At 68.5% G+C, this 11,268-nt stretch carries 11 protein-coding genes; 7 read left to right on the forward strand and 4 right to left on the reverse strand.

The window, feature by feature from the left end; genetic code table 11:
* Positions 1 to 156: 156 nt before the first annotated feature.
* From AC3XYG_RS11080 to AC3XYG_RS11090, 3 genes are all read right to left on the reverse strand, one after another.
* The gene (locus AC3XYG_RS11080; RefSeq protein ID WP_489139885.1) at positions 157 to 1,071 is read right to left on the reverse strand and encodes an intradiol ring-cleavage dioxygenase; all 915 of its coding nucleotides are present in this window, start codon (positions 1,069 to 1,071) and stop codon (positions 157 to 159) included.
* Positions 1,072 to 1,161: 90 nt separating this feature from the next.
* The gene (locus tag AC3XYG_RS11085) at positions 1,162 to 2,223 is read right to left on the reverse strand and encodes a maleylacetate reductase (RefSeq protein WP_489139886.1); all 1,062 of its coding nucleotides are present in this window, start codon (positions 2,221 to 2,223) and stop codon (positions 1,162 to 1,164) included.
* A gap of 104 nt (positions 2,224 to 2,327) precedes the next feature.
* Positions 2,328 to 3,224 carry a helix-turn-helix domain-containing protein gene (locus AC3XYG_RS11090; protein WP_489139887.1) on the reverse strand — a complete coding sequence of 299 codons (897 nt, stop codon included), beginning with the start codon at positions 3,222 to 3,224 and terminating at the stop codon, positions 2,328 to 2,330.
* Between the two features lie 219 nt (positions 3,225 to 3,443).
* Here AC3XYG_RS11090 and AC3XYG_RS11095 point away from each other — a divergent pair, with 219 nt between their 5' ends.
* The 6 genes from AC3XYG_RS11095 to AC3XYG_RS11120 all read left to right on the forward strand — a co-directional run bounded on the left by AC3XYG_RS11095 (position 3,444) and on the right by AC3XYG_RS11120 (position 9,490).
* Entirely contained in the window at positions 3,444 to 4,328 is an 885-nt protein-coding gene (locus tag AC3XYG_RS11095) for a fumarylacetoacetate hydrolase family protein (protein WP_489139888.1), read from the forward strand.
* A gap of 26 nt (positions 4,329 to 4,354) precedes the next feature.
* The gene (locus AC3XYG_RS11100) at positions 4,355 to 5,356 is read left to right on the forward strand and encodes an ABC transporter ATP-binding protein (protein WP_489139889.1); all 1,002 of its coding nucleotides are present in this window, start codon (positions 4,355 to 4,357) and stop codon (positions 5,354 to 5,356) included.
* Positions 5,357 to 5,368: 12 nt separating this feature from the next.
* Positions 5,369 to 6,238, forward strand: a complete 870-nt coding sequence (locus AC3XYG_RS11105; RefSeq protein WP_489139890.1) for an ABC transporter permease — start codon at positions 5,369 to 5,371, stop codon at positions 6,236 to 6,238.
* Entirely contained in the window at positions 6,235 to 7,095 is an 861-nt protein-coding gene (locus AC3XYG_RS11110; RefSeq protein ID WP_489139891.1) for an ABC transporter permease, read from the forward strand. Before AC3XYG_RS11105 ends, AC3XYG_RS11110 begins: the two co-directional genes overlap by 4 nt.
* 36 nt (positions 7,096 to 7,131) lie before the next feature.
* Complete coding sequence (locus AC3XYG_RS11115; protein ID WP_489139892.1) at positions 7,132 to 8,163, forward strand: extracellular solute-binding protein; 1,032 nt, start codon at positions 7,132 to 7,134, stop codon at positions 8,161 to 8,163.
* 190 nt (positions 8,164 to 8,353) lie between these two features.
* Entirely contained in the window at positions 8,354 to 9,490 is a 1,137-nt protein-coding gene (locus tag AC3XYG_RS11120) for a M20 family metallopeptidase (protein WP_489139893.1), read from the forward strand.
* Positions 9,491 to 9,513: 23 nt separating this feature from the next.
* On the opposite strand, the gene AC3XYG_RS11125 is transcribed toward AC3XYG_RS11120, so the two are convergent.
* Positions 9,514 to 10,215, reverse strand: coding sequence for a GntR family transcriptional regulator (locus AC3XYG_RS11125; RefSeq protein WP_489139894.1), 702 nt, complete (start codon positions 10,213 to 10,215; stop codon positions 9,514 to 9,516).
* A gap of 249 nt (positions 10,216 to 10,464) precedes the next feature.
* On the opposite strand from AC3XYG_RS11125, the gene AC3XYG_RS11130 reads away from it, so the two are divergent.
* Positions 10,465 to 11,268 (forward strand): amidohydrolase family protein (locus AC3XYG_RS11130; protein WP_489139895.1); only part of this gene is annotated, 804 nt, incomplete at its 3' end.

The raw sequence follows: 11,268 nt of genomic DNA on the forward strand, positions 1-11,268 counted from the left end.
GGCCCGAATTGTCTTAAGCCCGCGCAGATGCGTGTTTGGTCCTCTGCCTATTCGCGCGCGGACGCGCGCAGACCCCTCCCCCTGCCCCCCTCCCCGCAAGGGGTGGGGGGACTCAAGAAGATCCGACTTGGCAGGTGTTAATCCCGTAGCCCCGCGCTAGCCCTGGCGCGGCCGGGCCAGCACGAAGTCGCAGGTGACCGACCAGAACGGGTTGGGCAGGCCGAGCGCCGTCGCCCGGGGCGCATCGTCCAGCTGGCGGTAATCGGCTATCAGGCTTTCCTTCACCCCGAACACCGTGTCGCTGTGCAGGTACGGGCAGTCCGGGCTGAAGATGTGGGTGGTGATCGGCTCGAACCCCTCGGCCCCGACGATGAAGTGGATATGGGCCGGGCGGTAGGGGTGGCGGCCCATCCGCTCCAGCAGCTGGCCGACCGGGCCGTCGCTGGGGATCGGGTAGAAGCGCGGCTTGACCGAACGGAACCAGTAGCGGCCTGCCTCATCCGTCCGGAAGATGCCGCGCAGGTTCATCTCCGGCTGCACGCCCTTCTGCTGCACGTCGTAGAAGCCGTCCTCATTGGTCTGCCACACATCCAGCAGGGCGTTGGCCACCGGCCGGCCCTCGGTGTCCAGCACGCGGCCCTGCACCAGCAGCGGCGCGCCCTTGCCGTCGAGGCAGATGTCGGCGCCGTTGTCGTAGCGCGGCGCGTCGGAGACGTGGAACGGCCCCAGCACCGTGGTCTCGGTGGCGCCGGACGGCTTGCGGTTGTTGATCGCGTCGACCAGCATCGAGACGCCCAGCGTGTCCGACAGCAGGATGTATTCCTGGCGCCAGTCGGTGCTGATCTGGCCGGTCGTGGTCAGGAACTGGATCGCCGCCATCCATTCGTCATTGGTCGGCTCCACCTCCTTCACCACCGCGTGCAGGTGGCGGATCACCGCCGACATCACCTGGTGGAAGCGGGCATCCTTCGCCGCCTTCATCCGGCCGATCACGACATCGGCCGAATTCTCCTCGGTGAAATATCCGGTGTCGGTGTCGGACAGGTCGGGGGCGTGGGTGTTGGCCGTCATCGCAGCCGTCTCCTCAAATCTCGATGGGGTGTCATCGCACGGGACCGGGGGCGCCGGGGGTGACCTGCGTCACCCCAGGGGTGACGAAAGTCATCCCCTCGGCGGCGCGCCGTCCCAGGCGCGGCGGATCAGCGCTTCGATCCGGCCGCGGTCGAGCGGCGCCGGGTTCCAGTACGGGTTGGCCAGGGCGATCGCCGTCGCCTCGGCGATGCCGGATTCGGGCATGCCGAGATCACGCAGGGCGCGCGGGGCGCCGACCGCGCCGGCGAGGTCGTAGAGCGCGCGGGGGGCGTCTTCGGCCCCCAGCGCCCGGGCGATGCGGGACGCCGCCTGCGGCGCCGCCGCGGCGTTGTAGGCCAGGGCGTGCGGCAGGACGATGGTGTGGGTCTCGGCATGCGGCAGGTCGAAGCTGCCGCCCAGCGTGTGGCACAGCTTGTGGTGCAGGGCCATGCCGACCGACCCCAGCACGGCGCCGCACAGGAAGGCGCCGTACAGCGCGTCGCTGCGGGCTGCCCGATCCAGCGGATCCCGCGCGATCTTCGGCAGGGCGCCGGCCAGGGCGCGGATCCCCTCCTCCGCCATCAGCGACATGATCGGGTTGGCGTCCTTGGCATAGAGGCCCTCGACCGCATGGGCGATGGCGTTGATGCCGGACGTGCCGGACAGGCCGACGGGCAGGGTCAGGGTCAGGTCGACATCGTAGATCACCACCTCGGGCAGGATCTTCGGCGACCGCTGGGTGGTCTTCCGCCCGGCCACCGTCTCGCCCAGGATCGGCGTCATCTCCGACCCGGCATAGGTGGTGGGCACCACGATCTGCGGCAGGTCGGTGCGCAGGGCGATGGCCTTGCCCAGGCCGGTGGTGGAACCGCCGCCGACCGCGATCACCCCGTCCGCCCCGCGGGACGCGACCACCTGCATCGCCCGCTCCGTCACCTCGACCGGCGTGTGCATGGTGGCCTCGGCGAAGGTGCCGACGGTGCGGCCGCCGAGCGTGGCGGCGATCCGCTCCGCCTCCTGCGCCTGCTGCGGCGTGGCCAGCACCAAAGCGCGCTGCAGGCCCAGCCGCGCCACCTCGTCGGGCAGCTGGCGGAAGGTGCCGTGGCCGAACACCACCCGCGCCGGCAGCGCCTCGTAGACAAATCCCTGCATCGCGGCCGCTCTCCCGTGGAACGCACTGTCCATGGCAGCGAGGCTGCGCCGATCCGGCACGCGATTCCTGCACGGATCGCTTATCCGCCTGCACGAAACGCGGATTAGGAGATGGTGCGGCGGTAGGCGCCCGGGGTCAGGCCGATCTCGCGCCGGAACATCCGGGTCATGTGCTCCTGGTGCGAGAAGCCGCAGGCCAGGGCGATCTCGACGATCGGCAAATCCGATGTCGCCAGCAGCTCGCGGGCGCGGGCGACGCGCAAATTCAGCAGGAAGCGGTGCGGCGGCTGGCCCAGCCCCTTGCGGAACAGGACGGAGAGCTGGGAGACGCTGAGGTCCAGCACCGCCGCCATCTCCTCCAGCCGGATGGTGCGGTGCAGGTTCGAGCGCACGAATTCGGTGACCCGCGCGATCTTGCGCTGCAGGTCGGAGGGGCCCGCCATCTCGGGCATCACCCGGGCCTCGTGGGTCGAGTGGCTGCGGATCAGCCGCGCCCCGATCAGCCGGGCCGTGTAGTCGACGATGGTCTCGCCGAAGCCGCTCGGCGCCAGGATCTCGTCGCGCAGCGACAGGATCAGCCGTTCGATCAGCGGGTCGGCCTCGCCGATCCGCGGCAGGAATTCCAGCCGCTCCGGGTCGCCCGTGGTCAGGTCCTGCGCCACCTCGGCCAGCACCGAGCGGCGGATGTAGAAATGCGCGGTCGACAGCGGATCGTTCAGCCGCACCCGGAAATCGGCGCCGCCCGGCATCATGACGATGCCGCCCGGCGCGATCATCCGGCTTTCCCGCCGGGCGCCGAGCCAGCGTTCGACCCGGACATAGCCGTCGAGATGCAGGATGATCAGATGGTCCGGCAGGGCCCGGTAGGAATCCTCGAATGGCTGCTCACGCTGGATCGAGGTGAACACCGATTGCCAGCCCAGCGGCCCGCTGGAGGAGAGGTAGTCGTTCTCCTCGCGCATCAGAATGCCGTGCGTCTCCTCGACGCCGAACCCCTGCACCGCCTGCTCCGATCCTGGCCTTGGCCGGCGGGCACTATAGACCGGTCCCCCGGAAACCGGAACGGCGTGCGACCGCATGGCCCTGGCCGGTATATATTTTTGGCTGCACGGCTCTGGCTCCAGAAAAATATATTATTTTGACAAGTATACTTTCTGCTCCTACGCTTCGGTCATCCGTGGGGACGGACAGACAAGAACACGGCACGAACGGGGACGCAGATGCGGTTTTTGGCCTATAGCGACCAGGGCACCGAAGGCTTGGCGGCGGCGGCGCCGGACGGCCGGTTCCACGGTCTTCTCTCGACCGACCCGGCCTTTCCCGGCCCGCTGTCCCGGCTGGTCGCCGAAGGCGCGGACGCGCTGCAGGCGGCCAGCCGCCGGCTGCTGCAGGGCGCCGTGGTGGACCCGGAGGCGGTGACGGTGCTGCCACCCCTGCCCGCGCCCGGCAAGATCGTCTGCGTCGGCCTGAACTATGTCGACCATTCGATCGAGAGCGGCTTCGTGCCGCCGGCCTTCCCGACCATCTTCACCCGCTTCGCCTCCACCCTGGTCGGCCATGGCGCGCCGATCCTGCGGCCGGCGCTGTCGGACCAGCTGGATTACGAGGGCGAGATGGTGGCGGTGATCGGCCGCGGCGGCCGCCACATCGCCAAGGACGCGGCGCTGGACCACGTCATCGGCTATTCCGTGTTCAACGAGGCCTCGGTCCGCGACTACCAGACCAAGGGGCCGCAATGGACCCTGGGCAAGAATTTCGACAACACCGGCGGCTTCGGCCCGGTCTTCGTCACCGCCGACGAGCTGCCGCTGGGCGGCAAGGGCCTGCGGCTGCAGACCCGGCTGAACGGCCAGGTGGTGCAGACCGCCAGCACCGACGACATGATCTTCGACGTCGCCACCATCATCGCCTTCATCACCGAGGCGATCACCCTGGCGCCCGGCGACATCATCATCACCGGCACGCCGGCCGGCGTCGGCATGGCGCGCAAGCCGCAGCTGTTCATGAAGCCGGGCGATGTCTGCGAGGTCGAGCTCGAGCGCGTCGGCCTGCTGCGCAACCCGATCCAGGCGGAAGCGCCCTTGGCTGGCAGACAGGCCGCCTGACAGGCACCAGGGAGCGGCACCGCGTCATGATCGATGTGCAGAATGTCTCCAAGAGCTTCGTCAGCAAGGATGTCGGCACCGTCCAGGCGCTGAAGACGGTCGACCTGACGATCGACGACAATGAGTTCTTCACCCTGCTGGGCCCGTCCGGCTGCGGCAAGACCACCCTGCTGCGGCTGATCGGCGGCTTCGAGATGCCGACCACCGGAATGATCCGGATCGACGGCGTCGACGTCGCCGCCCTGCCGCCGCAGAAGCGGCCGGTGAACACGGTGTTCCAGAGCTACGCCCTGTTCCCGCACATGACGGTCGGCGAGAACGTCGCCTTCGGCCTGCGCATGCTGGGCCGCGGCGAAGCCCAGATCGCCACCCAGGTGACACAGGCGCTGGAGATGGTGCGGCTGGGCGGCTTCGCCAACCGCCGGCCGACCCAGCTGTCCGGCGGCCAGCAGCAGCGCGTGGCGCTGGCCCGGGCCCTGGCGCCCAAGCCCAGCGTCCTGCTGCTGGACGAGCCGCTGTCGGCGCTGGACCTCAAGCTGCGCAAGGAGATGCAGGGCGAGCTGAAGCGGCTGCAGCGCGAGACCGGCATCACCTTCGTCCTGGTCACCCATGACCAGGAGGAGGCGCTGGCGATGTCCGACCGCATCGCGGTGATGCATGACGGCAACCTGCTGCAGGTCGGCCGTCCCGAAGAGATCTATCACGAGCCGAATTGCCGCTTCGTCGCCGACTTCATCGGCGAGGCCAACCTGATCCCCGGTTCGGCGCTGGGCCGCGATCCCGGCCTGACCATCGCCATCCGGCCGGAGCGGGTGACGCTGGACCTCAGCCGCGGCCATCGTACCGGGAAGGCCCGCGGCAGCGTCGCTGCGGTCACCTTCCTGGGCCTCGACACGCTGGTCGAGGTCGATCTGCCGGGCGAGATCGGCATCCGGGCGCGGCTGCGGGACGTGGCGGGCGACTTCACCCCGGGCGACGCGGTCGACATCGACTGGGCGCCCGAGGCCGAACGCGAATTGCGGCACTGAGGGGCGCGGGTCATGAGACGCACCCTGCTGCTGATCGCCCCGTCCGCCCTGGTCATCGGCATCTTCATGCTGATCCCGATGGGCATCGCCGTGGCCTATTCCTTCATGACCGCCGGCGCCTATGGCGGCGTGACCGGCCCGGCCACCTTCGACGCCTATATCCAGTTCCTGTACCAGCGCGATTTCGACGACACGCTGGTGTTCTCGACCGACTACATCGTCATCATCCTGCGGTCGCTGTACCTGGCCATCGCCACCACCGTGATCTGCCTGGCGCTGGCCCTGCCGATCGCCTGGTACGTGGTGTGCCAGAGCGAGGAGCGGCGGCGGATCCTGCTGTTCGTCGTCACCCTGCCGTTCTGGATCAACACGCTGATCCGCACCTATTGCTGGATCCTGATCCTGCGCGACGAGGGCGTGGCCAACCAGCTGCTGCGCGGCCTGGGCATCACCAGCAGCCCGCTGCCGCTGTTGTACAATGACGGCGCCATCCTGCTGGGCCTCGTCTACACCTTCCTGCCCTTCATGGTGCTGCCGATCTATTCGACGCTGGAGCGGCTGGACCCGCGGCTGGTCGAGGCCGCCTACGACCTGTACGCCAACCGCCGCGCCGTGTTCCGCCGCATCGTCTGGCCGCTGGCCCGGCCGGGCGCCGTGGTCGGGGCGACGCTGGTCTTCGCCCCGGCGCTCGGCTCCTTCCTCGCCCCCGACCTGCTCGGCGGCGGCAAGACGCTGCTGATCGGCAGCCTGATCCAGATGCAGTTCACCTCGTCGCGCAACTGGCCGTTCGGCGCGGCGCTGGCCACCGCGATCACCGTGGTCATCCTGCTGGTGCTGATGGTGCAGGCGCGCAAACCGCGGGGGCGGGAGCTGCGGCCATGAGCGCGCCCGACTTGTCCGCCCGCCGCGCCGCCGCCCCGGCCGGTACCAGGCGATCCACGGCGAAGCCGTTCGACTGGCGCCGCACGCCGGGCCTGGCGCAGTACACCATTTTCATCGTCGCCTTCCTGTACGCGCCGCTGCTGATCCTGGTGGTCTACGCCTTCAACAGCAACAACCTGGTCACGATCTGGCAGGGCTTCAGCCTGCGCTGGTTCGTGAAGGTCGCCCAGAACGACGACATCCGGAACGCGGCGCTGAACAGCCTGGTCATCGCCGTCGTCGCCACCATCGCCTCGACCGTCATCGCCGTCACCGGCGCCCTGGCGCTGGAGCGGGGCAAGCGCTTCGTCGGCCGCGGCTTCATCACCATGCTGATCGCCATGCCGCTGGTGGTGCCGGAGATCATCGTCGCCATCGCCACGCTGGTGTTCTTCTCGTCGCTGGGCATGCACAACGGCCTGGTCAACCTGATGATCGCGCACACCGTGTTCTGCATCCCCTTCGCGCTGCTGCCGGTGCAGGCCCGGCTGCGCGAGATGGGGCATGCGCTGGAGGAGGCGGCGCGCGACCTTTACGCCAGCGAATGGCAGCTGTTCCGGCGCATCACCCTGCCGCTGCTGGCCCCGGCCATCGGCTCCGGCGCGATCATGGCCTTCGTCGTCTCGCTCGACGATTTCCTGATCAGCATGATGGTGTCCAGCGCCGGGTCGACCACGCTGCCGGTCTATGTCTACGGCATGATGCGCCTCGGCGTGACGCCAGAGGTCAATGCCATCTCCACCATTCTGCTCGGGGTCTCGCTGGTCTTCGTCGGCGGGGCGCTGCTGCTCGGCCGCCGCAACCGGCGGGCGGGCTGACGAAGGGGCTAACCGTTAAAAACAGGGAGACCAAAAATGAAATTCTGGGCATCGATCATGGCCGGCACGGCGCTGGCCCTCGTGGCACCGGCCGCGGCGCAGGCGGCGGGCGAGCTGCACCTGTACAACTGGACCGACTACACCGCGCCCGAGCTGATCACCAAGTTCGAGAAAGAGACCGGCATCAAGGTCTCGATCGACACCTACGATTCCAACGAGACCGCCCTGGCCAAGCTGACCTCCGGCGCCTCGGGCTACGACCTGATCGTGGTCAGCAACGACTTCATCCCGATCTTCGTGAACCAGGGGCTGTTCGAGCAGGTCGACGTCGCGTCGATGCCGAACTTCAAGAATTTGGACCCGGCCTGGCAGAAGCGGTCCTGGGACCCGGACGCGAAATACAGCGTGCCCTGGGTCTGGGGCACCACCTCCTATTCCGTCGACACCGCCGTGTACAAGGGCCCGCTCAACAGCCTGAAGACGCTGTTCGACCCGCCGGCCGAGCTGAAGGGCAAGATCGGCATGTTCGGGTCGCCCAGCGAGGTGATGTCGCTGGCGCTGGTCTATCTCGGCAAATCGCAATGCAACACCGACCCGGCCGACCTGAAGGCGCTGGACGCGCTGCTGGAGGCGCAGAAGCCCTTCGTCAAGGTCTACAACTCCGACGGCACGGTAGAGCGCCAGGTCTCGGGCGAGACCGCGATGCACCAGCAATGGTCTGGTAAGGCCGAGGCCACCCGCCAGCAGAAATCGACCGTGACCTACGTCTATCCGAAGGAAGGCGTGGTCGGCTGGATGGACAATGTCGCCGTGCCGAAGGGCGCGCCGGATGTCGAGAACGCCAAGGCGTTCCTGAACTTCCTGATGGCGCCGGAGAACATCGCCCTGCAATCCGCCTTCTCCGGCTACCAGAACGCGGTCACCGGCGCCAACAAGCTGCTGTCGGCCGAGCTGGGATCGTCGCCGGAGTTCAACCCGCCGAAGGATTTGAAGATCACCTTCGCGCCGGCCTGCCCGGAAAAGGCGACGCGCGCCTATGACCGGATCTGGACCAAGCTGCGGCAGTAGGCTGGCTCGTCGTACTGTCTCTGACTGTCATGGCCCGGCTTGACCGGGCAATCCAGGGGCCACGGAGAGCCGCTCCGGCCGCCCCTGGATGCCACGGTCAAGCCATGGCATGACAGCTTAGAGGGGGATTGTCGGACGCATGAATGACCCCGCGCCGGCCCCACGGCTGGTCGCGGAGGGTAAAGGCTGGATGACGATGTCGAACACCCCCTCCGCCGTCGAGCTGACGCGGGCGCTGATCCGGCTGCGGTCGATCAACCCGCCGGGCGGCGAACAGCCCTGCGCCGAGCTGGCGGGGCGGGTGCTGGAGGAGGCCGGCTTCGACGTCGCGGTGCATCCGATGGGCGAAGGCCGCACCAACCTGGTCGCCACCCTGCCCGGCCCGGCCGATGCCGCGCCGCTGTGCTTCACCGGCCATCTCGACACCGTGCCGCTGGGCGCCGCACCCTGGACCCGGGACCCCTTTGCCGCGGAGATCGACGGCGACCGCATCTACGGCCGCGGCTCCAGCGACATGAAGGCCGGCGTCGCCGCGATGGTGGTGGCGGCGATCGGCCTGGCCCGTCAGCCCGGTCGCCGCGCCGGCCTGACCCTGGTGCTGACCGCGGGGGAAGAAACGGGCTGCGACGGCGCCCGCCACCTGGCTGGGCTGGCCGACGCTCTGCCCCGGGCCGGCGCCCTTGTCGTGGGCGAGCCGACGTCCAACCTGCCGCTGATCGGCCATCGCGGCGCGCTGTGGCTCAAGGCCGCCTTCCGCGGCGTCACCGCCCATGGCTCGATGCCCGAACAGGGTGACAACGCCGTGTACAAGGCGGCGCGCGGCGTGCTGCGCCTAGCCGACCATGCCTTCGACGTGCCGCGGCACAGCCATCTCGGCGGCCCGTCGATCAATGTCGGCACCTTCGCCGGCGGCATCAACGTCAACTCCGTGCCCGACCGGGCCGAGATCCAGGTCGATATCCGCACCATCCCGGGCCAGTCGAACGATGCGATCTGCCGCGAGGTCGAGACCGTGCTGGGCGAAGGGGTCGAGCTGTCGCGGATCGTCGATGTCGGCGCCATCGCCACCAGCCCGCAGGATGAATGGATCAGCGGCGTGTTCGATCTGTGCGAGCGGGCGAGCGGCCAGCGCATCGACCCGAGGGGTGCGGCCTTCTTCACCGACGCCTCGGTGCTGGCCCCGGCCATGGGCGGCATCCCGGTGCTGATCCTGGGGCCGGGCGAGCCGACCATGGCGCACAAGACCGACGAATATTGCCTGGCCTCGAAGATCGAGACCTCGGTCGGCCTGTACACCGAGATCGCGCGGCAGTGGATGGGGGTTTAGGGCTTCCGCCCAGGAGCAGGCCCTTACCCTTCGACCTCTTCCACCACCCGCATCTCGTCGCTCGAGGCGGCGGAGAGCAGGATGGTTGCGGTGGCCTGCAGGTGAATCCCCAGCAGCGAGGTCGCGGCCGCTGCGTCACGGTCCAGCGTCGCCTTGACGATCTGCTGGTGCTCCTGCTCGATGTTGCGGGTGCTCTTGGTCAGCGGCACCGAGATCCGGCGGTAGCGTTCGCTCTGGTCGTAGAGTTGGCCGCGCAGGCGCAGCAACCAGGTGCTGTCGCAGCCATCGACCAGGGCACGGTGGAAGGCGGCATGCGCCTCCGCCCAGTCGTCATTGGTCCGCGCCGGGTCGTCCGCGTCCCGCTCTGGCGTGCGCGACAGTCGATGCGTCGCCGCCACCAGCCGCGCCTCCCAATCGACGTCGCCGCAGGCGATGGCGCGGCGCAGGCACAGCGTCTCCAGCTCGATCCGCGCCGTGGTCAAATCTTGCAAATCGGCGGCGGAGATCGGGGCGGCGCGGAAGCCGCGCTGCGGTTCGGCCACCACCAGCCCTTCCGAGGTCAGCCGCGACAGCGCCTCGCGGATCGCGCCCAGGCTGACGGTCAGCCGGACGCACAGCTCCTGGATCTTCAGCCGGCTGCCCGGAAGGATGCGGCAGGACAACAGGTCCGCGCGCAGCGCCTCATAGGCGCCCTGGGTCCGGTTGAGCGTGGTGTCGCGGGCCATGTTCCCCCTAATCCCGGAACGCCGGGTTGGACGCCGTCAGGATGGATTATCGAAGCCTGATCGCCGAGGGTCAATAAAATATATTATTGATTGACCTATATATCATCATGGCACATCGTCTGACGATACGCCGGACCGCCAAGCGAGATCGGCGACCCCGCCGTTGCCGGCCCTGGCCGCTCCGGTGCCGGGCCGCCGGGCGGGCCGCAACGCCAGAGAACGCTACGGCAGAGAAACAGGGGAGCTGCGATGAACAGGGTCATTTTCCGGAACGCCATGGTCTGGGACGGCAGCGGGGCCGAGGCCTATCCGGCCGATGTCCTGGTCGAAGGCACGCGCATCCGCACCGTCGCCCGCACGCCCGGCCAACTGGTGGCCGACGGCGCCCAGGTGATCGACTGCCACGGCCGCACGCTGATGCCTGGGCTGGTCGAAGGCCACGCCCACATCTCCTTCGGCGGCGCGGTCAACGACAGCGACCTCGGCAACATCCCGCCGGAAGAGCATGTCCTGCTGACCATGCGCAACGCCAAGACGCTGCTCGATCACGGCTTCACCAGCTGCTACAGCGCCGCCACCTCGAAGCTGCGGCTGGACGTGGTGATCCGCAATGAGATCGAGGCCGGCCGCCTGCCCGGCCCCCGCATCCGCGCCGGCAGCCCGGAGATCACGGTCACCGGCGGCCTGGGCGACGAGCGCAAGCAGCACATGTATTACGAAAGCTTCGGCATGATCGCCGACGGGCCGGAGGAGATCGCCCGCGCCGTTCGCCTGTGCTGCCGCGAAGGCGTCGACAACATCAAGGTGAACATTTCCGGTGACGATCTTAGCCCAGCGGCTCACGGCGGTCTCACCGTGATGCACGAGGAGGAAGTACAGATGGCCGTCAACGTTGCGCGTGACTTTGGCAAGAAGGTCAACTGTCATGCGCGCGCTGCAGAGTCCGTAAAGCGAGCCGTTCGTTGCGGGGTCGATGTGATCTATCACTGCGAGTCCGCAGACGAGGAGGCGCTCGACATGCTGGAGGCCGCCAGGGATCGCATCTTCGTGGGT

The organism is Inquilinus sp. (assembly GCF_057815775.1).

Bases quoted from the DNA above. Each gene is read 5' to 3' on its own strand.
- AC3XYG_RS11100 (WP_489139889.1), top strand. From the start codon at position 4,355: ATGATCGATGTGCAGAATGTCTCCAAGAGCTTCGTCAGCAAGGATGTC.
- AC3XYG_RS11080 (WP_489139885.1), bottom strand. From the start codon at position 1,071: ATGACGGCCAACACCCACGCCCCCGACCTGTCCGACACCGACACCGGA.
- AC3XYG_RS11125 (WP_489139894.1), bottom strand. From the start codon at position 10,215: ATGGCCCGCGACACCACGCTCAACCGGACCCAGGGCGCCTATGAGGCG.
- AC3XYG_RS11085 (WP_489139886.1), bottom strand. From the start codon at position 2,223: ATGCAGGGATTTGTCTACGAGGCGCTGCCGGCGCGGGTGGTGTTCGGC.
- AC3XYG_RS11095 (WP_489139888.1), top strand. From the start codon at position 3,444: ATGCGGTTTTTGGCCTATAGCGACCAGGGCACCGAAGGCTTGGCGGCG.
- AC3XYG_RS11115 (WP_489139892.1), top strand. From the start codon at position 7,132: ATGAAATTCTGGGCATCGATCATGGCCGGCACGGCGCTGGCCCTCGTG.
- AC3XYG_RS11110 (WP_489139891.1), top strand. From the start codon at position 6,235: ATGAGCGCGCCCGACTTGTCCGCCCGCCGCGCCGCCGCCCCGGCCGGT.
- AC3XYG_RS11105 (WP_489139890.1), top strand. From the start codon at position 5,369: ATGAGACGCACCCTGCTGCTGATCGCCCCGTCCGCCCTGGTCATCGGC.
- AC3XYG_RS11120 (WP_489139893.1), top strand. From the start codon at position 8,354: ATGACGATGTCGAACACCCCCTCCGCCGTCGAGCTGACGCGGGCGCTG.